The organism is Rhizobium sp. O111 (assembly GCF_055616315.1).
Map to the genome: position 1 here is coordinate 101,652 of NZ_JBSHXL010000003.1, position 24,990 is coordinate 126,641.

General features: G+C 57.7%; 20 protein-coding genes and 1 pseudogene. 13 read left to right on the forward strand and 8 right to left on the reverse strand.

Translation table 11 applies throughout. The features are described from left to right. Positions 1–118 precede the first annotated feature (118 nt). Positions 119–511: a hypothetical protein gene (locus tag ACVTFQ_RS26280; RefSeq protein WP_470424225.1), complete on the forward strand. Its 393-nt coding sequence runs from the start codon at positions 119–121 to the stop codon at positions 509–511. 411 nt (positions 512–922) lie between these two features. Here ACVTFQ_RS26280 and ACVTFQ_RS26285 read toward each other — a convergent pair whose 3' ends face one another. From ACVTFQ_RS26285 to ACVTFQ_RS26300, 4 genes are all read right to left on the reverse strand, one after another. Beyond that, positions 923–1,249 carry a DUF982 domain-containing protein gene (locus tag ACVTFQ_RS26285; RefSeq protein ID WP_470424226.1) on the reverse strand — a complete coding sequence of 109 codons (327 nt, stop codon included), beginning with the start codon at positions 1,247–1,249 and terminating at the stop codon, positions 923–925. A 1,240-nt stretch (positions 1,250–2,489) separates the two neighbouring features. Continuing rightward, positions 2,490–3,053 carry an acyloxyacyl hydrolase gene (locus ACVTFQ_RS26290; RefSeq protein ID WP_470424227.1) on the reverse strand — a complete coding sequence of 188 codons (564 nt, stop codon included), beginning with the start codon at positions 3,051–3,053 and terminating at the stop codon, positions 2,490–2,492. A gap of 877 nt (positions 3,054–3,930) precedes the next feature. Beyond that, entirely contained in the window at positions 3,931–4,632 is a 702-nt protein-coding gene (locus ACVTFQ_RS26295; RefSeq protein WP_181459303.1) for a Crp/Fnr family transcriptional regulator, read from the reverse strand. Between the two features lie 263 nt (positions 4,633–4,895). Continuing rightward, positions 4,896–5,141, reverse strand: a complete 246-nt coding sequence (locus tag ACVTFQ_RS26300) for a DUF982 domain-containing protein (RefSeq protein WP_111564032.1) — start codon at positions 5,139–5,141, stop codon at positions 4,896–4,898. 311 nt (positions 5,142–5,452) lie between these two features. Between ACVTFQ_RS26300 and ACVTFQ_RS26305 the strand changes: the two genes are divergently transcribed. After that, positions 5,453–5,746, forward strand: coding sequence for a DUF982 domain-containing protein (locus tag ACVTFQ_RS26305; protein WP_111563963.1), 294 nt, complete (start codon positions 5,453–5,455; stop codon positions 5,744–5,746). 243 nt (positions 5,747–5,989) lie between these two features. Then, positions 5,990–6,262, forward strand: a complete 273-nt coding sequence (locus tag ACVTFQ_RS26310) for a hypothetical protein (protein WP_146618525.1) — start codon at positions 5,990–5,992, stop codon at positions 6,260–6,262. A 1,383-nt stretch (positions 6,263–7,645) separates the two neighbouring features. Here ACVTFQ_RS26310 and ACVTFQ_RS26315 read toward each other — a convergent pair. Continuing rightward, on the reverse strand, positions 7,646–8,380 hold the full coding sequence (locus ACVTFQ_RS26315) for a dienelactone hydrolase family protein (RefSeq protein WP_111563965.1): 735 nt from the start codon (positions 8,378–8,380) through the stop codon (positions 7,646–7,648). Between the two features lie 491 nt (positions 8,381–8,871). Here ACVTFQ_RS26315 and ACVTFQ_RS26320 point away from each other — a divergent pair, with 491 nt between their 5' ends. After that, the gene (locus tag ACVTFQ_RS26320) at positions 8,872–10,416 is read left to right on the forward strand and encodes an EAL domain-containing protein (RefSeq protein WP_111563966.1); all 1,545 of its coding nucleotides are present in this window, start codon (positions 8,872–8,874) and stop codon (positions 10,414–10,416) included. Positions 10,417–10,781: 365 nt separating this feature from the next. Here the strand turns inward: ACVTFQ_RS26320 and ACVTFQ_RS26325 are convergent. Continuing rightward, positions 10,782–11,539 (reverse strand): annotated as a pseudogene (locus ACVTFQ_RS26325) (IS5 family transposase); the annotation flags it as partial. A 508-nt stretch (positions 11,540–12,047) separates the two neighbouring features. Between ACVTFQ_RS26325 and ACVTFQ_RS26330 the strand changes: the two are divergent. Further along, complete coding sequence (locus tag ACVTFQ_RS26330; protein ID WP_111564033.1) at positions 12,048–12,569, forward strand: DUF992 domain-containing protein; 522 nt, start codon at positions 12,048–12,050, stop codon at positions 12,567–12,569. Positions 12,570–13,235: 666 nt separating this feature from the next. On the opposite strand, the gene ACVTFQ_RS26335 is transcribed toward ACVTFQ_RS26330, so the two are convergent. Together ACVTFQ_RS26335 and ACVTFQ_RS26340 are read right to left on the reverse strand one after the other, a co-directional pair. Then, complete coding sequence (locus ACVTFQ_RS26335; protein ID WP_470424607.1) at positions 13,236–16,355, reverse strand: hybrid sensor histidine kinase/response regulator; 3,120 nt, start codon at positions 16,353–16,355, stop codon at positions 13,236–13,238. Positions 16,356–16,955: 600 nt separating this feature from the next. Then, positions 16,956–17,165 (reverse strand): hypothetical protein, encoded by a 210-nt coding sequence (locus ACVTFQ_RS26340; protein WP_470424228.1) that lies wholly within the window; start codon positions 17,163–17,165, stop codon positions 16,956–16,958. Here ACVTFQ_RS26340 and ACVTFQ_RS26345 point away from each other — a divergent pair. The 8 genes from ACVTFQ_RS26345 to ACVTFQ_RS26380 all read left to right on the forward strand — a co-directional run bounded on the left by ACVTFQ_RS26345 (position 17,164) and on the right by ACVTFQ_RS26380 (position 23,967). Then, positions 17,164–17,355: a CsbD family protein gene (locus tag ACVTFQ_RS26345; protein ID WP_111563967.1), complete on the forward strand. Its 192-nt coding sequence runs from the start codon at positions 17,164–17,166 to the stop codon at positions 17,353–17,355. The genes ACVTFQ_RS26340 and ACVTFQ_RS26345 overlap by 2 nt on opposite strands. A gap of 56 nt (positions 17,356–17,411) precedes the next feature. After that, positions 17,412–17,756: a hypothetical protein gene (locus ACVTFQ_RS26350; protein ID WP_111564035.1), complete on the forward strand. Its 345-nt coding sequence runs from the start codon at positions 17,412–17,414 to the stop codon at positions 17,754–17,756. Positions 17,757–18,430: 674 nt separating this feature from the next. Further along, complete coding sequence (locus ACVTFQ_RS26355) at positions 18,431–18,862, forward strand: helix-turn-helix domain-containing protein (RefSeq protein WP_210208060.1); 432 nt, start codon at positions 18,431–18,433, stop codon at positions 18,860–18,862. Between the two features lie 152 nt (positions 18,863–19,014). Further along, positions 19,015–20,004: an extracellular catalytic domain type 1 short-chain-length polyhydroxyalkanoate depolymerase gene (locus tag ACVTFQ_RS26360; RefSeq protein WP_111563968.1), complete on the forward strand. Its 990-nt coding sequence runs from the start codon at positions 19,015–19,017 to the stop codon at positions 20,002–20,004. Positions 20,005–20,457: 453 nt separating this feature from the next. Beyond that, positions 20,458–20,844: a response regulator gene (locus ACVTFQ_RS26365; RefSeq protein WP_111563969.1), complete on the forward strand. Its 387-nt coding sequence runs from the start codon at positions 20,458–20,460 to the stop codon at positions 20,842–20,844. A 128-nt stretch (positions 20,845–20,972) separates the two neighbouring features. Beyond that, positions 20,973–21,389 carry a low affinity iron permease family protein gene (locus tag ACVTFQ_RS26370; RefSeq protein WP_111563970.1) on the forward strand — a complete coding sequence of 139 codons (417 nt, stop codon included), beginning with the start codon at positions 20,973–20,975 and terminating at the stop codon, positions 21,387–21,389. Between the two features lie 122 nt (positions 21,390–21,511). Beyond that, positions 21,512–21,787 (forward strand): hypothetical protein, encoded by a 276-nt coding sequence (locus ACVTFQ_RS26375; protein ID WP_111563971.1) that lies wholly within the window; start codon positions 21,512–21,514, stop codon positions 21,785–21,787. A 230-nt stretch (positions 21,788–22,017) separates the two neighbouring features. Continuing rightward, on the forward strand, positions 22,018–23,967 hold the full coding sequence (locus ACVTFQ_RS26380; RefSeq protein ID WP_111563972.1) for a hybrid sensor histidine kinase/response regulator: 1,950 nt from the start codon (positions 22,018–22,020) through the stop codon (positions 23,965–23,967). Positions 23,968–24,990: the final 1,023 nt, after the last annotated feature.

Sequence of the window (24,990 nt, forward strand, 5' to 3'; positions counted from 1 at the left end):
TACATATAGCCGCCGACTAGGCTTTCAAGCCAATATCTGCAAACCATTGATTTGACGCGAAACGAATCACTTCGGGGTCAGTTGATGCGCATCACCTGTCAGTCGAAGGTAACGCGTCATGGCCAGCTTTTCCCTTACCCCGATCGAGCCGCTCGAAGTCGAGATCCGCCGCGTTGGGCAGTATGCTCCCGCCGAGACCGTCGAGGAGATGATCAGCTACTTGACATCGGAACAGCCGGATAAGACAAAGCCGGGATTTCATAGCGCGCTGGAGAGATCGATCGACGCCATGGTGATGGCGCCGCCGATCCGCCGCTGCCCGCGCTGCGTTCGTCGATGCCGCCCACGCGGCTGGCATGCACATCCTGCCCGACGATATGGCCGACATCCAGAAGGCGATCTGATCGCCGTCTATTGCTTGCTTTACCTTGTGGCAGCCAACTGCCGCAACTCGACCACGCTGAGGCCGATAAGCGCCTCATATCGATCTCCCACCATCTGGGAGAACTGATGTCGTAGGCTTATGTCGGCAGACGTATCAAGGCGATTCATGGTGTCCAGCGTTCGCTGGATATGGTCTCTGATTGTTGAGTTTTCGAGTGCCATAGCAAAGTGACCTCTGATTGCCTGTCCAATGTACCGGCGAGGGGCGCGGTGGTCATCTTATCAAAAAGGCTGGTGCATCCGCGTTGTCCTTGACGAGGGACGGACAGCTGCGCCATGCCTTGTATAAGGGGCTGCACGAGGTGCAGGACCATGGTGCGGTCTGAGCGACTACATCCGTCGGGAAAAAGAAGCCCGGAAACCCTTCCCGAGCTTCTCCGCACCGACAACACACGGTTGATGCAAGGGAATTGGACGTGCGCGCATCCAATTCCCAAAGCAGCTTAGCCCTGCGCCAGACTTTTACGACGCCAACAGATCACGGATGCGAACTGTGAGCCTTTGCATGGAAACTACCTGTCGCTGCATGCCCCACGCGCGTACCTGTCTTCGGTCCGAAGCCTGCCTCAAGGCAGGCGGCGGAAAAGTACTCACGCGCCACGGTCGGAGGCGTCATTTTCTTTAGCGCGTTACGGCAGGTAACAACTGCTGCATCGTGATATGCGCCACACCTAGATGGCCATTCGGACTCCAGGAAATCCAGGGCATCCGAAATGCTGCTGAACGACCTCTCGAGGCCATTTGTCAGCCTGATCGTCACAGGGTTTGCCCACAGAACATCAACGGGGCTCATAACATCCTCCATCGCTGCGCCAAGTTGTGATCAATGTCGAAAATCTAATATGTGATTTTCTAGGTTTCAAGTCGTTCTCGATCGCCGTTTTTGAAGAAATTGCTGCTGTAGAAATGGTTTGTCCGCGGCCTGACATCGGTTCACGCCGATCCGCGCCATGAATTCTCGACCTGCTCGTCGATTTCCTTCTTCACCATTCAGTCCCCTCCGCGGTGCGACCAGATGAGTTTTCGAGCGGATACCCCTCCAACAGAGCGTTCGAAACGACGCTAAAAAAATCCCCCGGCATAGGCCAGGGGCTAATTGGGGAAGAGAGCCACGAGGACAAGCATAGGAGTGGCCCCATCGGTAGACGAACGATCAACCATAAGGTTCCCTTCCTCGGGAAAAATTCCATGATATCAATGAAGTGTGTGGGCGCCCTGCGTGTCCATCGTATGATGACTACAAGGATGCGTCCAAGCAATGCTCCGGTATGTACGCGCCGCGATGCGCGCTACCTGGGCGATCGGAGCAGATATTCGGAGGCCAACTTCGCATAAGCGCACCGCTTCCCCGCAGCGTGACACCGCCAGAGCCCCCGATGCGACAAAATAGCAAAATCCATGCACAATATGACGAGTCAATTATCCGATATCGTTCGGGCCTTTCAGCGTGCCGGAGCGTGGTCATCCACAAACGAGGCGCGCAACGGAACACGAGCGGCGCCCGGCGCCTATCATTCGCGACGGAGGAAACCGCGAGAGGGGATTGAGATCCGGTCATTGTCCTCGTGGGTCCACTCACCGGATCTCTCGCGTCGCAAGCATTGAGGGGTGTGCGGCGCAAGCAACATTCAGCACCGGCCACGTAGGCGGTCGAGCACGCACGCCGCGCGTGGTTAGCGGGAGATTAATATCAACAGGAAAAAAGCCCGCCGGGGTGTTGGCGGGCCTTTGGCATGACAGGAACCGTTCAGTTCTCGATCAGGTAAATCACAAGCGCCCAAGATTTACACCCCAGCCGAAAGGAGTAGGCACCAGACCCTGCAACGGCGACGCGCTCTTCTCCGCGAGGAGCTGATGCGGGCCGAGCGAGCAACCCGCGGGTCCAACCGCCGTCGGATGCTCGTCAGTCCGCGCGTTTGGTAGTGGTGATAATCGCAAATCGTCCATGAGCGTATTGGCTCTCACGACAACGACAATCGCACACGTCCAAACGGCGCGCGGCATGAACCGCTCGCACGGCGAGCGGGGCCGAGCACCATCGGCGTTTAGAATTTGTAACCGATCTGTACGCCAGCGCGCGTCATGCCGTTGTTCGGTCCGTCGCAGAGATTGGCGTGCGAGGAATGGGCGACTTGCGCCATGACATTCCAGTGCGCGTCGAAGCGATAACCGGCGCCGACATATTCGTGGAAGAGGAAACGACAGCCGAGATCGGGACCATCGGCGCTGTTATCGAGATCGCCATTGTGCCAGACGCCACCGAAACCGGCTTCGGCGAAGACCTTCTCGTTGAAATTGACCGTCCAGGCGAGACCGCCGAAGATCTGCGTCGCTTCGCCTGACGTGCCGATCGAGGTGCCGAGGTTCAGGCGCGGACGAGCGAGCGTCTGCTTCCAGTTCTTCGCCGTATCTTGATCAAACGGGTCGAAGAAGACCGTGACTTCGGGGAAGACGCCATCTTCGTGGCTGTGGCCGTCCTGGATCGACGCCGAGGCACCAAAGCGCAATTCGTCGAAGATCTTTTCATCCGCGTGGGCCAATAATGGCGAAAGCGAAATGTTGACAGCCGCCACGGCGAACAGCAAGACGCGACCCGCAAATGCTTTCATATTCAAACCCATTCCCTAAGCTCGATGTCGGCGAATCACGACACGTGCATGCACACGTAGCACCGGCAAGGCCCCGAGAAAGCAACCCTTTTACCTTGCCACGGTATTTCCCTAGCGAGTGCGGCCAATGCGCAACATGATGACGCTTCTCGCCGCCTCACGGGCCAAGGCTTGTCCGTCGAGAGATCATCCAAGGCGAGCCGCGTTGATCGCGATCATCTTAAGACGGCTTACGATGAGACCGAAAGACTGTTTCGCCAACCGCGCAAGCCGCGACCTCGCGCATTGTCTTCCAGCTATTGGCGCGCTCTATCCGTCGAAGCGGTAGGGGTTCGCTCTTCTATGCGCAAGACCAGCATCCGTGAGGCGACACCTGGGTGCCGCTGACCGATCGCTGACCTCAACCAATCCTGCTTCTTCCGCCAAGTTGACCGTCTTTCGACCAACACCCACCGGAAGTGGCTTGAACTGGTCGGTCGTCAGGTGTTGAAGCAGTAGCGCGAGGCGAAGGCTTGGGCCGTAAACGGTCATGCTGGATCCTGTCGTCTCTCCAATGGGCGGACAGCCCGCCACGTAACCGGCGACCGCTCGTCGTTGCGTGGTCCGGCCGGCGGCCGCGAGTTCCATCGAAAGGGGATGTGGAGAGCCGACAAGCGTTGAGGGACTTTGGCCCTCCACCCGCCGAGGAAGCATGGAAGACCTGCTCGGCGGGGGAATAACTCGCCATGAGGCGGCATGTTCCGCCGCAATCACGAGGGAGTGGCGAAGGGTCGCCAGAAACGAAAAGCCCTTCGCCCTATCGCCAAATTGGAGCTGCGTGGCCGTTGAGGCGACAACACCAAACATCGACATCCACGAGGGGTTCCTTTAACGTCCCCTATTGCGCGGCCATCGCGTCGGGCGGCAGCTTCGCCAGCATATCGAACCACGCGTTTTCGGCGGGGCCGTAGAAGTCTCCCGCCGCGTTTTCGAGGCCAGGGCGATCGGTTATTTCAACATATCCCCGCCTTGATTTGATCCAATGCTCGCCTTCGAAGACATGAAGCCATTCCGTGACGCTCGCGCGCCTGACGTTGATGTAGGCACCAAGTTCCTCATGCGTCGCGACGATCTTATCGCCGTCAATTCGATCATGCAGCATAAGCAACTCGCGGGCGAGATTCTGCTCTATGTTTCCCGCGCGGCCGCTGGCGGCGATCATCGCGGACTGGACATTTCGCCATGCGCGATACCGTTCAAGCCTTGTCGCGAACTCTTCGTCTCGCCGCACAAGCGCCATCAGCGCATCCGGTTGAATCTCGAACGCCCAGCCGGCGGAGCGCGCCTCAGCGATGAAATGCGCTGGCGAGACCCCCGTGAAAAGACTTGTGCCGGTCATTCCTTCTCGCCCGATCATGCCCACCTCGACATTCACCGTTGGCGACAAGGGGAAAATGACGGAAATCACGCCCTCTTCAACAAAAAGGGCGCTTTGAACCGCGTGAGGAGGCTTCTCGACTTTCTCTCCCCGTTGGAACGGTCGTCGCTTCAAGAAAGGCTGCAACGACTGCCTGACCTCGGGCGACAGAACGCTCAGCAAGCGATTGCGAAATATCAACATACTCGCGGGATATAGCGCGTCGGGCGAAAAAAAAGCTTTTCGTACGCTAACGTACGCTTTTCGCATCGCCCACGCCCGAGAGCCTGCGATCGCGGCAATGGTCGCGCGGCCTGAGCATTTAGCCCGCGCCGAAGAGCTGTCGTGTTATGACGAGTTCCTCGTCCTTCGGCTTTCATCGCAACGTTCGACAAAAACGCTTGACACCTGGGACCCGCCAAAACGGGCAAGGGAACTGACGAGCATCAATGCCTGAGAATCCCCGCCTCCTCAGCCGCTTGAACAAAGGCAAGCTTCGCCGTGGCGGTGGCGATCCGTCCGTCAAGCGCCTGTAGACACGCCCGCCTGGCCGCCGAGAAGGATTTGCCACCTTTGGTCGGCCAAGACGTCATCAGAAATGCCACCGCGTCGCGGCTACATGCGACACAACGGAAGTGATCGGCACTATCGACCATAAGTTCGACCGGCTTGTCCCAAAGATCTTCGCTCATCATAACTCCTTTTCGTACCTGAAAGGGAAAATGCATTTGGCTCGAGCTCGTTCCGCTATCGGACCGAAGTCCTACTTCCGCTCACGACAAGGATTGGCTTCGGCCTTTCCCCGCACGCTTGCACTAATTCGGCCCCCGATGGTCTTCGCGCGACGGCGCGCGGTAAGCCCGGGCGACGAAATGATTGCCGCGCGGCGGCGCCTTTTGCTTTTGAATCCCAGCCGATTGCGCTAAAAAGTGTGGGGGGTTGAAATTCAAGCTTCCCTCCCCAAATCGTGCGCCGCCGAACGCGTCTGAGAAAGGAGAAGACGATGGCAAACACATTGTTTGACGCACCACTTTTTCTGAGGAAACGCCACTACATTCAAGAACTCGCCAGTCTCGAGGACGTCTTCGATTTTTTGGAGGAGTTTCCAGAAGAGGCCAGGGATACAAGATATGAATTACTCGATAAGGCCTGTCGCATGGCCGCGCGAGGCATTGTGCCGCTCCCCGCGATCCGGGAAGGCGTCCGCCGGTTCCTCATAAGGCGACACTTGCTTGCCAACATCGAGGAAGTTCCATTGGTCGCGAAACGTCGTTCCGATCGTAACGTGGGTTCATAGGCGCTCGACTGCGCGGTATGATTGCGTGCCCGTTCGAGGCTTTTCGAGCGGGCTCTGTCCCCAGCACCTCGTTTCAACCAGCGGCGCACGGGAGCGTCGGACCCGGTCCCGCCGAGATGACCGCGACATTTCAAACCGGCCGGCACACATTGGTTCCAAGCGTCGCGATATATCCGGACATGAGCCACGTCGGAACCTTGTGGGCTAAGACAGGTTCCTACCTGGAAAGATCGAGGTAAAAAAATGACAAGCGATACGAATAACAAGCGAGAAAATGAACCAATGCCGATGGACCTCGAGCCAGTCCAAGCGCCAGAGCCGACTGACAGCGCGCCGCTGGGCGACGGCGCTCATCACCACTCAGGGGGTGTCGTCCCAGCGATTCCCAGTCGCGACGAAGCGAACGTGAACCCGGACGAGCCGCTGCCAGATGACGTCGAGGAAGAAATCCTGTCCGAGGATCCGGGCCGTGAAAATACCAGGTTCGACGAGGAGATGCCCAAGACCAGTCGGTGATTGGTCACGCTCCAGGGAGATTTGCCACATCCAAGAAGATTATGTCCCGCGGACAACGGATTCGCACCATCCGCTTGCATGGTCTGACGGAATAAATTCATGCGATCCTCTCCCTTACTAAGGGCGATGAACGATCTCCAGCGTCAAGGGAAGGTTGCCTCTTGGACTAGCCACCAGACAGGCAGGAAGGCGACGATTATCGCGATGGCCCATGCCGAAACAAATTTGATGAGATACTGGCGACGAAACCGTAACTCGTTCCACTCATAATACATTAGTATCTCCTATCCGAACGCAGGAAATCGCGCTTTCGTTCAAGAGTCGAGTGCCAGAATGCAACATAGCCTCGCGAAATGTCGGCTGGCGGGAACGGAAGCTCCCGACTTGAAAACCCGGTCGGTCGAACATCCTGAACGATGGCATAAGCTGGGGGATGGACCTTCAGCCGGCGAACGCGGGCGTTCATTCATTTGAAAAGTGCGAAGCGCGCCACCGAGGCGAGGGGCGTCAGTGGAAGCGACGCCAAAAACCGAAACTCCGAGTAAGGCCGCAACGCGGGCGCGCACGAGAATTTACACGAAGTCTCCAACACGCAAGCACAGCTTGAGGGCCGCGACTAACGCGCGAAGATGACTTGATGGACCGGCCACGGATCGACAATTAAGGTCGGGACGATGAGATGGGAGCGTAACCCGCCCACTCCCTAAACGAGACTGATGAGGAGAATAGGAGGTGTCCAAGATCGGTGCGGTCGGGGGGCCTCGATCTTGTTGGGGGGCCGAAGCCTAACTATTTTAGGTGAAGTTCCTCGAAGTGGAGACCCGAGATGGAGCCCGCGGTTGTTCAAGTCAGTGAAATTCCGATTGAGATCCTGCCACCTGAAAAGGAAGATGTTCAAGAAGGGGACTTAGTGGTCTGCCTGTGCTGCCTCAAGCCGCGTTCACGCTCCTGGATCGACGATGATGGGTGCGGGATTTGCGAAGAATGCCTCGCGAGTTGAGATCGCGACCGCCCGTTAACGTCTTCATCGGCCCATTTCCGTCTAATGAGACGGGACGGCAAGACCTCGCGGGTTTGACGAACTTCCGACGATCAAATCCCGACTAGGTCCAACTGCCGTCCTTCCTGTCGACCTATTTTCGCGCGGCGGGCCGGTGCGGCCGTGCCGCCAACTCATGCGTCGCCGCCCCTGGGTTTCGGTCGTTGAATTGCCTGGCACAACTCCGGCACGTCTGAGGAGGAAACGCGCGGCGCGATCGACACTTCAAATGTCCGAAACCGCATCATCCAACGGGGCCATGTCATGACTATCCGGCCACGTGAGGCTTCGGATCGACACTGCTAGTGGGCGGCGGGATCCTTGGCATCTAAGCCTCCTCCCACCTACCGGATTGTTTCATCAAAGAGCTGTAGTAAGCGCCGCCAGTGTCGGTCGGCGCCTGACTCGTCATAGACGCCGTCACGATCAGGTACTGTCCACCCATGATGAACGCCAACATAGCTTTCGAGCGCAAAATCCGCGCCCGAGCGTCGGAAAGCGTCGACGAAACGTGTCGATTGCTCCGGCGGGAAGCTGGCGTCTTCCGACGCGGTACCGACGTATATTCGCGCCTTGATGTCCGAAGCCAAGAGGTGAGGGCTGTCCGGTGTATCAGCGGCTAGACCCGCGCCATGGAAACTGGCGACGGCAGCGAAACTTTCTGGGTATTTGGCGGCTACCGAGAGCGCGCGTCGCCCAGCCATGCAATACCCCACCACCCCATACGGCCCTGAGTGACCTTCTCCCTCGAGAGCGGCGATAAACGCGGATGTATCCTCCACCGTCATCGCCGTTGTCGTTTCGTTGATCATCTTGACAAGTTTTTCGCGGGATTGAGGGTCGCCGAAAGAGGAGCCACTAAAAGGGCCGTACGCCCCGAACCGATAAAATAGGTCGGGCAGTAGCACGAAATAGCCGGCGTTGGCCAGCTTTTGAGCCATCTCATCCATTGCGGGGCGAGGCCCCATGGCGTCCATGAAGAAGAGGACAGCACCTTTCACAAAGTTGCCCGTATCCGGGGTGTAGGTCCATGACGGAACCTTCCCACCCGAGGCGGTGATGTCGATCGACCTTTTCATCCCATGTCTCCGATACTTGCGCGCCTGATAGTCAGTTCGCCGAGCTCGTCTCCCATTGACGTGCTGGCTGCCCCAGACTTTGCGCTGCCGTTAGCGCCGTGGCAACCTACATGAACGACCGCGTTACACTAAGGGAGATCACCACGACCTGTCCCAGTCGAATTGTTCTTGTCAACCGTGCACGGGGGCACCCACGGCGTAAAATCGAGGAGACAAGCGATGCGGCCACGGGATTAAAAGACTTTGTCCAGCTCGCCGCGGAGCGAGATAATGAAAGCCGCACCAGGTGTGCGCAAATGCGTCGGCTTGTATGTCAAACCATTTTCACGAATGCTATCGTGGCGGATAGCACTGGCATGTTACATAAAAGATCGGATCGAAGTTCGCGATCTTGTATGCGGGTTCGACGATTTTACTAGAGTGGACTACGATCTTGCACTAGGTCACTGTCGCAAGATGTTTGGGAGCTTTGAATTCATGGGGACGGGGGGATGGAAGTTTCTTACTTCAACATGACGATGCCCCCCGGGGAGCTACGGTCCCGGCTCGAAATCGCGCTGATGCGCGAGGATATTTGGCCGGCCTTCCAGCCAATCGTTGACCTTCGCTCTGGATCTCTCGCTGGATTTGAGATCCTCGCTCGGTGGAGCGATCCCGAACTCGGGGACATCAGCCCAGCGCAGTTTATTCCCCTTCTCGACAAACATCAGCTCGTTGACATTCTTTTGGAGGCTTTACTGCAATCGGCGTGCGCGGCGGCGGCGAGATGGCAGGGTCGGTTTTTTCTTGCGTTCAACGTTACCCCCGATCAGCTTCTCCGCGATGACTTGCCGGATTGGCTAAGCGCCATAGCTTCGCGAACGGGGTTCCCGCTCGGCCGTGTCCAGATGGAAATCACGGAAAGCTCCTTGATTTCCGATAGTGCGGTTGCCTACCGGACACTCAACCGGCTCAACCAGATCGGAGTCGCAATCTCGCTTGACGATTTCGGAACAGGTTATTCCAGCCTTGCGCGACTAGAGTCCCTCCCTTTCCGTAAGCTCAAGATCGACGCTCAGTTCGTGCGCGGTCTGGAGCATGATAACCGTAAGCGCAGGATTGTCTCGTCAGTCGTCGGTTTGGGCCAGAGTCTCGACATAACGGTTGTCGCCGAGGGCGTCGAGACGGAGACCGAGGCGGCGATACTGCGAGCGCTTGGCTGTCCTTTGGCACAAGGCTGGCTTTTTGGAAAAGGCGTGCCCGCGTCCGAGGCATTCGACGTTTTTCAGCGTCTTCCACAGATGCCTGCCCCAACCTCCTTGCTTGACACGTCTCCGTTCCAGCAACTCCATCAGCTGGAAACTCTATATGAACAGGCTCCCGTCGGCCTCTGCTTCCTTGACCTTCATTTCCGGCACGTGCGGGCGAATGACATCTTTGCGGCAATGCACGGGCTCACCGGACGCGAACTGGAAGGCAAGACGATCTACGATGTCATGGAGGGTGAGATCCTCAAGCGCGTCGAAACCGTCCTGAGCAGGTCGCTAGGCACGGATCCACTTCCACCTCAAGACTATCGCATGGGCAACAAGGAGTTTCGCGTCTTTGCGCAGAAGGTCTGTGACATCGGCGGCGAGAACCTTGGGTTTTCGGTCGTCGCCATAGATGTGACTGAGCAGAACCTCGTCATGCAAACGCTCCAGCAAAGCGAAGAGCACTTTCGTCGCGCCGTTGAACTCAATCCGGATATCGCCTGGGCTGCCACGGTAGAAGGCGTTGTTTATTACATCAGCCCAACATTCGAGGATCTCCCGAACGATACGATGCAGGACCGCATTGATCGGTGGATGGGAAAGATGCATCCGGAGGACCGGGTGCGGGTACGATCAACCTGGTTGGAATGGATCCCGACGGGAAAGCCGTGGGAGATCCAGTTTAGGATTGCCCGGCCCGATGGAACATACCGCCCAGTCTTGAGCCGTGCTCGCGCCCATCTTGGCGCGGATGGTGCCGTCTTGGGTTGGTATGGGGTCATATCGGGCCATACGATGGAGTAGGCGCGCGAAGGGCTTCCCGCCGGCTCGCGAGTGAGGTTGCGTTCCTCGTGGATGGAGGGATGGGATGGGAAGTTGCGCGCCAAACTCTATCCCTGGCGGAACGTCTTTGGATTAATGAAGCGGCGAAACCTGACTACGGCGCGCGCATCGCAACGTGTCGGCAGCCAGGGTTCGAAGCTCCGGAAAATCGCATCCCTACGACCATGCACGCTTGTTCGGCTTGAAGGACGTCATAGTCCGGACTTGTGTTTCGTCTGATCGTGAGACAGGAAGATGGACGCACCAATCTCGGACTGGTTCAACGTGTTCGTCTCGTCACAAAATCCGAACGGACCTACATCCGGATAGGACGTGGACTCGCAAACTGAATTGATCCAAATTCGTGTCGCAACGAGTTTCAGTGCAGCAAGGTAATTGTCAGGGCGACGGTCGTAGCGCGTGGCCAGGCCCCGCATGTGTTTGATACGATTGAAGAACCTCTCCACTTGGTTTCGCTGCCTATAGACCCAGCGACTGAAGCTGAAGCTCTGCTTCCGATTTATCTTTGTTGGGATGTTAGCCCAAGCCTTGCGGCCTTTCACAAACGCTCGGATCGCATCCGTGTCATACGCTTTATCTGCAAGTAGCGTCGTGCCTGGTTCGATGTCAGATATCAGCCTCTCAGCGACCGGAGCATCCGCTGCCTGGCCTGCTGTCAGCTCCATTCGTAACGGTCGGCCATCCGCATCGACCATGGCATGGATTTTGGTCGTCAGGCCGCCGCGCGAACGTCCCATGCAAGGATCGGTAGAGCCCCCTTTTTTGCGTTGGCACCATGCTGGTGAACGCGCACACACGACGAGTCGATCATAACTATATCGCCGTCGTAACGCCTTGATACCGCTTCAAGAAGTCGGTCCCAAACGCCGGCTTTACGCCAGCGCGAGAACCGATTGTAAAGTGTAGTACGAGGGCCGTAGCGCTCAGGGATATCCCGCCAAGAGCAGCCAGTTCTGAAACGCCACAAAATGCCATTGATCACCCGGCGGTCATCAACACGTTCGACACCACGGCTCTTATTCGGCAAAAGTGGTGCGATAATCGCCCACTCTTCATCGCTAAGTTCATGACGGCGCATATCAATCTCCTTCCAAGGACATTGAATCATCATCCTGACTAAAGCGAAACCCTTTAATGGGGACGCGACCTAGCAAGATTCAGACCATCGATCATTTTGAAGGTCACAGCGTACCGTCTGCTAGAACCCTAATTCAGTCTGCTTGGTGTCTCCGCTACCCACTCGATTTGATCACTGGGTTCGATGCCACCGGTGCAGTAAACCTCCAGCTTAATTTGGCGAGTCGCGGCTTTTCATCGCTGCCGGTCACGGGGACATCACTTGCGGTTTGAAAGTCGTGTGCGGGTCGAGAAACAACACGTCTCCGCTGCCGATCTTGCGCAGCCGGTGCGACTCGAAAGCTTCGAGCTTCTAATTTCCGTACTCATCGGATTGTTGAATGAATACTGAAGGTATCGTGACAGATCCACAGAGTGTAGTTGATCGCCGTCGATCATGCCGGAAAGCGACGAGCCGTTTGAACGAGTTGCCAGGGATGGCGTTTATCGAGAGGGCTGAACAAGAGGACCCCAAGATGAGAAACGCAATCCTGATCACCACATTAGCATCGCTCGCGCTCGTTCCGCAGGCGAACGCCGCGTCGATGCATAAACAGTCCAAGCACTCTCCACAGCACATTGCCGCGACCGAGCCGCGGGAACGGTTGGGTACCCTTTCATGCGAAGTCGCGGGTGGGACGGGAATGATCATTGGATCGAGCAAAGCCGTGACTTGCAACTTCAAGCAGCGGACTGGCAAAATCGAGCGCTACACCGGCACGATCGGCAAGCTCGGCGTCGATGTCGGCATCACCGGAAAGTCGTATCTTAGCTGGATCGTTGTCAACACTGCTCCAACGCGAGTTGGCGATGGAGCGCTGGCTGGAACTTATGTCGGCGCATCTGCCGCGGCCTCGGTAGGCGTGGGCTTGGGCGCCAATGCGCTCGTGGGCGGAAATTCCAAGAACTATGCGTTGCAGCCATTGAGCGGCGAGGCGAACACTGGTCTGAACGTGGCCGCAGGCGTGTCCCGTCTCAAGCTTACCGCCACCCGGTAATCACCAAGAGCAGGCGGGGGCCACCCCTCCGCTTGCCCGATTCTCGCGATTATCTCGAACATGGGCAGTGCGCCGTACAGATTTTCAGACAAGTGGAGGCAACACCGCCTCGGACCGCTCGTGGCTTTCTTTCCTTTAATTGGAAACGACGGCCCTTCGCTGGAACACCGCTCCAAACAAGGATGTGTGCTCGTTGATCAAGCGCTCTCTTCGCCCCTATCGTCAGCTAACCCGCATTCTGTATCGCTCACCGGCCGCACTACTTAGCGTTTCACATTCGAGGATTCCTTCGCGATAAGTGCGCGATCCTCACAGTCGGGATGCCAGTCTGCATAGGGAGTGTTGCGTGCGAGGTGGCGATTGTAATCGGGAGCGCCATCGGTCCACCACGTGGTTCCCCGCTCACCAACCGCTACTTTCGCATCGTTCACTCGCCTGCGCGGGCATCCGCCAGTCGCTGCCCTCCTTCGCATCGCGAATGGAACGGCGGGCCACGGCCCGGCGTGGCCGATGTTGCGAAACACACTTCAAGAGGGGTCTCGACAAGCCTTGCCCCTACCGCCACTCCAATGGAAAAGCCCGCTTTAGCGGCTTTTTCCACCAAGAGGAGGTGTCAGAAACCGCAGCCCCATTACGTCGGTCGATCCGCCGGTTCGCATTCAAAGATCAAACACTTTCGATAGAACTCGACAGGACTTTGGACAAGCGGTCGATGGTAAATGGCTTTGGCAGCTGAAGGGCATCCTCGATACCGGACGCTGACTTAGCGCTATCGTCGCCGCTGGCAAACACGATGCGCACGGAAGGCCAGCGCTCCCGAACGTGCCGGGCAAGATCGGTCCCTGACATTCCCGGCAGTCCGACATCCGTGAGCAGGATATCGATGCCGTGTTTCTCCAACACCGCCAAGGCATCCTCGGCCGAGCTTGCTTCGTGAACGTCGTGGCCGAGCTCGTTGACCATATCGACAGTCGACATCAGGATCAGAGGCTCGTCCTCGACGACGAGAACCCGTGCGGCCTGGGTGCGGGTTGCCTCTTGGGCGGGATCAGCCGCCTGCTCCTGTCTCCCGAGCCGCTCGACAGCGATCTGGTGCTGGCGTGCGTTGTTCAGCACGTGCCGGATTTTGCGGGCAAGCGCCTCCCGTGTGTAGGGTTTGGATAGTAGCTCGACGCCGGCGTCCAGCCTGCCGCCGTGGACGATCGAGTTTTCCGTGTAACCAGAAGTATAAAGCACCGCCATGCCAGGAAATAGCGCCTTGCACTTCCTTGCGAGTTCCGTGCTGCGCATGGGACCGGGCATCACGACATCGGTGAATAGGAGATCGATCGGGATGCCACTGTTGACGATCGCGAATGCGGACTGGGCATCATGGGCCTTGAGAACGCGATATCCGAGATCCGTCAGAAGGGCGACCGACGTCTCCCGCACCCCGTCGTCGTCTTCAACGACAAGCACGGTCTCCGTGCCGCCCGTCACTGGAAGGGCATTAAGGTTCGCGAGCCCGTCCCCGACCTGGTTTGTCCGCGGCATATAGAGTTTCATTGTCGTGCCATGGCCGACCTCGGTGTAAATCTTGAGGTGGCCGCCGGACTGCTTCAGGAAGCCGTAAACCATCGACAGCCCGAGCCCGCTGCCCCTGCCTTCGGATTTCGTGCTGAAGAATGGCTCAAGCACATGTTCGATGATGTCGGCCGGTATCCCGGATCCCGTGTCGGTGACGGCGACCAGCACATATTGACCAGGACGGACATCCTCGTGAGCGCGAGCATAATCGTCATCGAGCACGGCGTTTGCCGTTTCGATCGTCAGGCGCCCGCGGCCGGTCATCGCGTCCCTTGCATTTATCGCCAGATTAAGGATGGCGTTTTCCAGCTGGCTGGGGTCGATCAGCGTGTTCCACAACCCGCCGGAAACGACGGTTTCGAGCTCGATCTCTTCTCCCAAGGCGCGGCGAAGCATGTCGTCCATGTTCTGGATCAACTTCCGGCAATCAATGACCTTGGGCTCGAGCGGTTGGCGACGCCCGAACGCCAGCAACTGCGACGCCAGCTTCGCGCCTCGGGCAACGCCAGCCAATGCGTTCTCAAGGCGCTGTTCAGCCCGAGCGTTGCCGCCGATGTCTTTGGACAGGAGTTGCAAGTTGCCGCTCACGACCTGCAGAAGGTTGTTGAAATCGTGCGCGACGCCTCCGGTGAGATTGCCGAGCGCCTCCATTTTTTGCGCCTGCCGCAGAGCCATCTGCGCGGTTTCGCGCTCTACGGTTTCCTTTTCCAACTGGAGTACCGCGGAACGCAGTTCATGTGTGCGCTGCTCGACACGTTGCTCAAGCGTATGATTGAGGCTCTGAAGTTGATCTTCCGCACGCTTCTGATGTGTGACGTCAAAGCCGTCGACAAAGATGCCAGCCACGTGGCCGCTAGCATCGAATATCGGCTGGTAGATCAGATTGATGAACCGTTCGTCGGGCGTACTGTCGCCATCGCGCCGCAGAAACACCTTTAGGTTCCGTCCGATATACGGCTTGCCCGACAGGTACACTCCATCCAGCAAGTCCAAAAATCCTTGCCCCTCCACTTCGGGCAAGGCTTCCCTTACGCTCAAGCCTAGCAGTTGACGGTTTCCGACCAGTTGTAGGTAGGAGTCGTTGACGAGCTCGAAGATGTGATCCGGTCCACTCAGGATACACATGAAGCTCGGCGCCTGCTGGAACAGGTCTCGCATACGGTCCCGCTCGGCGGTGCGAAGTTCGACCTCCGACGAGAGCTGCTGGTTAAGCTGCTCCAGGGCAACGGCGGCTTGTTCACGCATTTCGGCCGCTTCCGCCAAGGCCGCCGCCCGTTGACGTTCCGTCTCAAACGCTTCAGTGCTCGCCAGCCGCGAGGCGATCTGCCCCGTGATTAGCTTGAGGAAGTCGAGATACTCGTCGTCGACCGCGCGATGGAAATTCAGCCCCGCGATCAGTATTCCTTTCGGCCTACCGCCGCCCTGTCCAATCAGGGGAACGACCGCCGCCTGTTTCGGTGCCTTGGGCCAAGGTCCCGAAGGAATGCCATCAATGCCCGTCAAGCTGACCAGCTCGACGTCCTGCTCCGTCCACGCGCGCTCCAAGTCCCAAAAACCAGCGCTGCCGACGATTTCCGCCGGCATCAATGGATGGCTATCCAGCGCGCCACATACCCACTCCCGTCTTGCGTTGCCACTTTCGTCGAAAAGATAAAGCGCACTGAACGGCAGGTCTTGAAGATTGTCCTTTAGAGCGCGATGGGAAGCTCTGATCACGTCAATTCGCGTATCGACGGCGGCGAGTTCCGAGGCCAACGCCCGCATCGTCAAGATGCGCCTCTCGCCAATGACCCGCTTGGTCTCCTCGGCCACGGCGCAGAAAACGCCTTCCACCTTACCAGTGTCGCCGATCAGAGGGCTGTACGAGAACGTGTGATAGGTCTCCTCGGAATAGCCGTTGCGCTCAAGCAGAAGCAAGAGCGCACGGTCCCAAGTGGCTTGACCAGATCCATAAACGGTTTCCAGCCGCTCCCTGATATCGTCCCAGATTTCCGCCCACAAGATTTTCGTCGGCACAGCCAGTGCATTGGGGTGCTTGTTCCCCAGTGTTGGCCGGTAAGCATCGTTATAGAAAAACGCGATGTCAGGCCCCCAACCAAGCCACATTTCGAACTTTGACGTCAACAGCAACCGCAGCGCTACCTTTAGCGCTTCAGGCCATGAATCTGGCGAGCCCAGCGAGCTGGACTCCCAATCATGCTGGCGCATCATTTGCGCCATTTCTCCGTCACCGACGAAGATATCCAGGTATTTATCGGAAGCTTGTACTGTCATCGTATGTCCCGGGGATCGTTGCAGAAGCGACTTAGGCCAATGATAACGCTTGTCCAGCCCGCTAGTAATGAACTGTGCCAATTTTCAGATCTGGAGCAGGAGACTTAGACTCGGACGACATCGGGGCAGCTCGGACGTTCAATCGACTATGATTGGGTCGAGGGCGGTGTCCAACCGCGCGAACTCCGCCACCCGCTCGCGTAGGGCGATCTGCTCTTCCACGAGCTTGCCAAAGTCCGCTAGGATATCCTGCTCGCGAGGCGACCAATGGCTCGGCTGACTGTCAATCGCGCGAAGAGATCCAGGACATCGCCCTCACTAGTCAGCAAGGGGAATGCCGAGGTAGGCCCAGACGTTCAGCTCTGGGACGGCAAGGTTGTCGCGGACAAGAGGGTCGACGTCGCATCCTCGATAACCAGGGGAGCGGCCCTTGCGACCACGTGCTGGCGGAACGAGTGCGTCAGCGGCGTTTCGCGCTCCGTCTCCGCACATACAAGCTCGCCGCTGTCCATTATATCGGTCTGGCAGAGAGAGTGTTTTAGCCGGCTAACCCTGACTCTCGTAAGATTTTCCGCCGGTTGCAGTTCCAAAGAACGCGACAATCATCGAAAGTGGAAAACGGCATGAAATGCTCAACTCCCCATCGCCGCCAGCGCCGTCGGTCAAATGACCATTTTCATCGCGCCATCTCCCAGCCGTGGAACGAAACATCCAGCCGCGCTTTTCCTTGAAACCCAACCAAGGAGATTCGACCATGGGAAGCACGTCAGACAAGATCAAAGGCATGGCAAACGAGGTCGCGGGCAACGCCCGCCAGGCCGCGGGCAAGGCCGTCGGCAATCACGAAGAGCAAGCCAAGGGAACCCTCCAGGAAGCCAAGGGCAAGGCTCAGGTCGCCAAGGGTGATGCCAAGGAAGCCGTGAAGAAGGTCGTCGACAAGGCATGACATCGACCGATGTCGCGGGCTCGCGCTCGTCGCGGGCTCTCCTTAGGGGGAGGTTCATGAGAATTACAAGATCAGCACTTTACGCCGCCGGATTAGCTTTGCTTTCATGCAGCGCGCAAGCGCAGAGCCAGGCGCCCGCGGATCCGGCGGTCGATGCATGCAAGTCGACCGGATTGTTGGCGCTACAAGAGCGTTCACCAGAAATCACGGATCTCGTCCTCGACATGGAAAGTCTCGCTGTGAGCAAGGCCGACACCAAGGTTGGCGACGTGCCTGTGAAGACGGTCGTCCTAGGAGAGGCTTACATCAGCCGCAAACAGCAGACTGGTAAGCCGGACCGGTTTGTTTGCCTACTCGGTGAGAAAGGCAAGGTCCTACTCACCTTCTTCACGGCGCAATAGTCGTAGCTGAGCCTCCGAAATTCGATGGAGGTCCAGTGCGAACCCCGTATCAGGGCCGGCGAGCACAGGCTCCAGAAAGAAGAGAGCCCGGTCCGCGCTTGGGCTGGCGCTCTTCATTTTGATGCTGGCTCTCGTGGTCTTTGGCACCTGGCGGGGGGTGATAAACGCGCGACTATCCCCCGAAAACCGAGGCATCGGCGGTGATGGTCGATTGCTATCAGCATCCTGGAAAAGCAAGCGAGAGATCTTTTCCTCGAGTCTTGCCAAGGGTCGACCCTTCTATTCCGTCGTCTCGTCCATGAAGATATCGATAACGTCGACCCACCCAAATTCATCGGTTGTCCATCATAGCGATCGGCGAGTTAAACGCTCAATGCCGAGAACCATCGGCCCTTGGGGTAAACACATATCAAAGATGCCATGTTCATGGTCGATCGCACATCCGAGCTTGCTTTCCAGCCCATGTGAAAACGCGGCCTTCCATCCCACGATCGAGGCAGGTCTCCTTCGATCAGAGCAGCCGATGAAACTAGCCTCACCGCGGACAGGGCCAAGTCACTGGAGCCTGGCAAGCTTGGAGAGCCTGACAGACTTAAAACCCCTTTTGAGCTAGGAAGTTCCGAGGTGATCTGCGACATATTGCAATCGACCTATTCGTTTTGACGGAGGAAACATTGGAAAAGCACCCTATGCACGACTTTCGTATGGGCTCGGCTCACGACGGGAGCCCTCATCCCGTCGATGTTCATGTTGGAATGCAAATCGCTGCCGCGAGGAAGGCCAAACGGCTGTCACAAAGCCAACTGGGCGCGGCTATTGGTGTGACCTTTCAGCAGGTCCAGAAATACGAGCGGGGGACGAACCGCGTTAGCGCCTCCACCATGTTTGCGATGATGCATTTTCTAAACGTTCCATCTGCATATTTCTTCGAAGGTCTTCCTCTTAACTACATGGGAGGAGCCGAAGGCTTCGCTGATCCGGTGACCCCTCAAATGCGTGCTTTTCTAAGCTCAAAGATCGGTTTGGAGATTGTCGAGAAATTGTGCCAGACACCAGTTCCACTTCAGCGGGCGGTGGCGATCGTGGTGGAGAATCTGAAGACATAACCATCCAACGTTGTCCAGCGACGGGTGGTTGACGCGATTTTCGCACCCACGGGGCCCGCGGCGATTGCAAAGACGCTCCACTGACCTATTTCAAATGTTGCGCTGCACAAGGAGCAAACGATGGGTCCCGACGATAATGTGGCTTGCGTCTGATGTTGCGATTGCCAAGGTCGCTATCGAAGTTGCTTCGCGCCCCGGGGAAGATCGGCAAGCCGTTGGAAGTGAAGGTTCGGCCGCGAGCACGCAAAGCCGCGCGGACCGCGATATCGACATTCGCGACAACGTCGAAGTTTGACAGCAACCCTGGAGGGCTCCTCATGAAGTCCTTCGCGCCTGCGGGCTTGCTGCCGAAATCGCCACTCGTCGTTGTGCTCCATGGATGCCGACAGACACCCGAGAGCTTTGATGCCGCGAGTGGGTTCACGCGGCTTGCGAGAGCTAGGGGGTTCGTAATTCTCTTCCCCGAACAGACCACCCGGAACAATCCGCAGCGCTGCTTCAACTGGTTTCGACCGAGCGCTGTCGCACACGACCGTGGCGAGCTCATGTCGATCAAGCAAATGATCGAGCATGCCTGCCAGAAGCATCGCATCGACCGCTCGCGAATTTCCATCGTCGGCTTGTCCGCGGGTGGAGCGATGGCCGCGGCCCTCGTCGCCCACTACCCCGAAACGTTCGCTGGTGCCGCCTTCGTGGCTGCAATGCCAGTCGGCTCGGTGCGCGACGCCATCTCCGCCATGGGCGCAATGAGCAATGGAGCAACGCCGCCTTCGTCGGGTTGGGGGAGCCGCGTCGCGGGACTGTTCGACCACAAGAAATCATACCCGCCGATCAGTATCTGGCAGGGTAAGGACGATACCGTGGTGAACCCCAAGAACGCGGACGCCATGCTCGAGCAGTGGCTGCAGGCTGGTGACATTGACCAGCTGAGACCTCGAAAGGAAAAGAAATCATGGGGCACGCGCCGAACGTGGGGCTCCCGGGGCAAGAACCCTATCGCGTTCTATTCGATCGACGGGATGGGACACGGACTTCCTGTGAAGCTCACCGCCCGAAACCGCAAGGGGGTAGCAGGCGATCCCTACGTCTTGGCGGCGGGAGTGTCGGCTCCGCTGGAGTTGATGCGGCTGTGGAGACTTTGAGCGATACGACCGCGAGACGCTGAGCCTTGGCGCCCGGACTTTGGCGGATTTACCAGTCAAGTGCGAACATCGCGTGGTTCGCCAAGACATCAAAACACCGGGCGGGTCCGAACCCGAAGGCGCTCCCAGTGACGTCGTCACGGCAAATGCCAGCCCATCGATGTTGGCGCCCGGACGCTGGTGGAATCCACCGAGCGGTCACGTTCACGCGATCCATAATCATGTATCGAAGCGACGCGCTGTTGCCCCGATGCGAGCGCGAACGCCCCCGCCGCGGACTCGAATGGATCCTCAACTTCCCCGAACACCGTGTTTGGCCGAAGGCGGCTCGAAAATCGGTTTCTTGGCGCGACCGCCGTTTGTACGAAAGCGAACAGAAGTTTACTCTTCCCGAGTGAATGTTGACCGACGGCTTTCGAGGTGAACTGATGTCCTACATAGCAGGGGCACCCCATGTTTTTCATGAACCTTTTGAACAGACGGATTCTAGTGGTCGAGGAAGACAACACGCGGGCTTCAAGTGTGAGTGCCGCGCTCGAATTCCAGGGGTCAGACGTGGTTGGACCTTTTCACTCGCTGCGAGAAGGGCTTGATGCCGTCAAGCAAGTTGAAATCGATGCCGCCGTTCTAAATGTTTGTCTTGGCGAGGATCGCGTATATTCCCTAGCTGACAAGCTCAATGCGAATGGGATCCCATTCATATTTATCACTGACCCCGACGGGGAGGTGGTCCCGACGCGATTTTCCGCTGTCCACTGCCTTCAGAAGCCGTTCGATATGGACGCAATGGCAATTACGTTGGCAATCTCGCTGGCAAAAAAACGCAAGGTCGCGCACTGACCTTGAGCACGCTTCGGCATTTCACCGGGCCGAGCCGACGAAAGTAAATGATATCGGACTGAAGTCCCATGTCAGGAACCCCTGACCGACGTTGGCGTTGTCATTTGCCGGGTACCAGAGAGGTTTCCATGAGCGACAGCATTATATCCCAGGGTTTTTCCAAGTTTGCTTCCACCGTCGCGGCCATGTCAGGAAAGCCCGCGACCTTCGTCTTGGCTGTGACTTTAGTCCTTGTTTGGGCCGTCACGGGACCGATCTTCAACTACAGCGAAAACTGGCAGCTTGTGATCAACACAAGCACGACGATCATCACCTTCCTCATGGTCTTCGTCCTCCAGAATTCGCAGAACCGTGATGGCAAGGCCTTGCAGGCGAAGCTGGATGAACTGATCCTGTCATCGCAGGCTCAAAACAAGTTCGTCGGCATCGAGAAACTGGATGACCAGCAGCTTCGCGAGATGAGCAGAGCGTTGGCGGAGAAGGCGGAATGCGTCGAGGATGTCGTCGATGACAGGGCGCGCGAGCGTGAGCATAAGCCCGCTTGATCCCATTATGGCAACATCGGCGATCGATGGCGGATGGGGCGTCGTTGTCCCACCTGGCTGTTCTCCCTGGAGCGACGCTGCTTCGACCTATCATACCCTTTCAACGATGGAGCCGAGGGTACATGACCTCCAGCAGGATGCTGGCGGTGGTTGGCATCACGTATATCACGGTCGCCGACGGCCTTGTGGCCCTTGCCACGAGTCTGATCACGACTTCCATGCCTGCCATTCCTACCTTTTTCCAAACGCCGGAATTGGAGAAGGCATTGCTCGCACCAGGAGCGCCACGGAAGGTTCCCACCGCTCAAGGCGTGGGGGACGCCGAGCCCGTGGCGAAGCTTTCCAGGAGCAAAATCAAAGTCTCCATCGCGCGGCTTCGGGCGCATTTTCGAACCTGACAGCTGGCGACTTCATGGCCTAGCTTGATAAACCGTATCCCAGGTGGACCTGGCGCCGTGCCGGTCTGGCTTTGTACGGAAACGGACGATTGACCTGATCGGCGCGTTGGGGCCCTATATCTGCACGAGCATTGGGCCGAGAGAGACTTGGCTTCACACCGATTGCCGCCGTATGTGAAGGATTGAAAGGCCTAGATGTTACCTCATGAGCTAGTGTCCAAGGGGATACAATGATCGCTGAAGTTACCGACGGCCTAGTAGGCACGTTGGACGGCCGCTACCGAACCCTGGTCGAAGCGATTGTCGACTACGCAATCTACATGCTCGATCCAGATGGCCGAGTCATCAGTTGGAACACGGGTGCCAGCCGCTTCAAGGGCTATACGGAGCGCGAAATTCTTGGCGAGCACTTCTCGCGATTTTACACGGACGAGGACCGCGCATCCGGTCTCCCGAAGCGGGCGCTCGCAACTGCGGCGCGTGAAGGGCGTTTCGAAGCCGAGGGTTGGCGGGTGAGAAAGGATGGAGAAAGGTTCTGGGCCCACGTCATTATTGACGCGATCAGGGACAAAGATGGCGAGCTGGTGGGCTACGCGAAGATTACGCGCGATCTTACCGAGAGACGGGCGGCTGAACAGGCGCTCAGACGGAGCGAGGAACAGTTCCGGCTCCTGGTGCAAGGCGTCACTGACTATGCCATCTACATGTTGACCCCAAATGGCGAGGTTTCGAGCTGGAACCCTGGCGCGCGGCGGATCAAGGGCTATGAACCCCAGGAGATTATCGGACAGCATTTTTCCCGCTTCTACACCGATGAAGACCGTGTCGCGGGGCTGCCGGTGAAGGCACTCGCCATTGCCTCGACCGAGGGCCGCTTCGAAAACGAAGGATGGCGGATCCGAAAGGATGGCAGCCGCTTTTGGGCGAGTGTGATCATCGATGCCATCCGGGACGACAGTGGAGAGCTTCTCGGCTTCGCCAAGGTCACCAGGGACGTCACCGAGAAGCGGGAGGCCGAAGAGGCGCTGCAACTTGCCCAACGCGAGTTGTTTCAAGCCCAGAAGATGGAAGCCGTCGGCCAACTCACGGGCGGCATCGCGCACGACTTCAATAATCTACTAATGGCGGTGCTGGGCAGTCTTGAAATCGCGAAGAAGCGCGCGGCGGCTGGACAGGAAAACGAAGAACTCATTGATATCGCTATCCAGGGAGCGAAGCGAGGCGCCGCGCTCACTCAGAGACTTCTTGCATTCTCTCGAAAGCAGGATCTAAACCTGGAAGCGGTGGACGTTCCTGAACTCGTCAGGGAAATGGCTGTTCTGCTAGAGCGGACGATCGGGCCACAGATCGAGATCGCCACGACATATCCGCTCTCATTGCCCGCGGTCCTATCGGATCCAAACCAGTTGGAGGCGGCGGTGCTAAACCTGGTTGTAAACGCTCGAGACGCGATGCCAAAAGGCGGCGTGATCAAGATCGAGGCCAGCCGCCGCCTCGTGGAACGTGATCAGGTTCGCGACCTGGAGCCCGGCGAATATGTCTGCCTTTCCGTGGCGGACGAAGGGTCCGGGATGGACGCGGCGACACTTGAAAAAGCCATCACTCCGTTTTTCACCACCAAGGGGATTGGCAAGGGAACCGGGTTAGGGCTGCCAATGGTCCATGGACTTATGGCTCAATCGGGCGGGGCGCTCGTTCTGCATTCTCAAGAAGGCGAGGGGACGCGCGCCGAACTCTGGTTGCCCATTGCCAAAGCGGTTGAAGTGCAGGCGGTCCCGGTTCAGCAAGTGGACCCCGTGGAGCCGACAAGGCTCGATAGATCACTGAATATTCTGGCGGTCGATGACGACGGGCTCGTCTTGATGAACACTTCCCTCATGTTGGAGGACCTAGGCCACACCGTCGTTGAGGCGCAGTCCGGCGTGGACGCGATCGCGATGCTCCTGGAAGGGTTTGTACCGGATGTCATTCTAACCGATCAAGCAATGCCACACATGACCGGAATCGAGTTCGCCTCGAGAGCCGCGGAGATATGTCCCGGTACACCAATCGTACTTGCTACAGGCTACGCCGAACTCCCCGCGGGCGTAGGCGAAAATCTGCTAAAACTGGCAAAGCCCTACAGCCAAACACAACTCAAGGATGCTCTCGCCGCGGTCACGGCTACCCTCCAAAGGTAGATCATGCGAAGGCTCCCAAGCAGCCCTTGCGCGGTTTAGTGCAGCAACGGCATCCGTAAGCGGTGTCGGCTGTGAGGTCGTCAACCCGACTGACGTCCCCAAGGCTGTAAGCTGGGTGCGCTGAGTTGCTTCCCGTTTGACGGAATCTGACGACGAAGCTCGAGGCCGATGAATTAGCCAGCTCCTCGACCGCCACCCTTAAGCGCCGCCATATCCCGATCAAGGCCGCCGCTTTGGCTGGCTACTGTAACGCTTGCGGCGGTTTCATGCTCCTTCGGCGCGAACAAGGCATAGTCAACAAACCTCGCCGGCGTCGAGGACAGGCTCGCAAGGAGATCATCCCTTGAAATGCGCTTTTTGAACTTGAGCGCGTGTCGTCCCGATCGCCTGGCGTGTGCAATGGAACCTTATTATCATCGAGAGCTTTCCTGTGCGCGAGCGATCTATTCGTCGCGTCGACAAATCAAGGAAGTTTTAGATGCGCCTGTTAGGCATAAACGTAGCAAGAACGACCGAGGGCACGATCACCGTCGAGTATCACGGGGAAGGCAACGAGCTCGTTAGCGTCCGCATGTCCGCCGATAGTGCCTTGAATGATAAGGAAGCTGTCGCTTTCGCTGAGAAGATGATGGATGACCTAAAGGTAGCTCGGGGAGCATTGAGATCAGGGGACAGTGGCGAAGGTGTTAGCATCGACGAGATGCTTGCTGGGGAGCAACCGCAAAAGCCGAGCAATCCGTAGCATTCATCGTGGGCGAGGGCGACCCTCTTGGATTGAAGATACCTAGCCGCTCAGATGGTCTGCCCCGGATTGTGTTAGGCGTGGGCGATCCATTTGTCGATCGACGCAACGAAAGCAAGCTCCGGACAAATGCCAATTTATTGGTGGGGAACCTTCGATGCTAAGCGAAGTTATCATCGCGAACGGACCTTTTGAACTCGGGGATCTCGTTCCCTCCGCTAACCCTCAACAGCGGAGAAGAAAAGCCCACGCCTCCACGTCGTGGGCTTTTTCTTGTGACG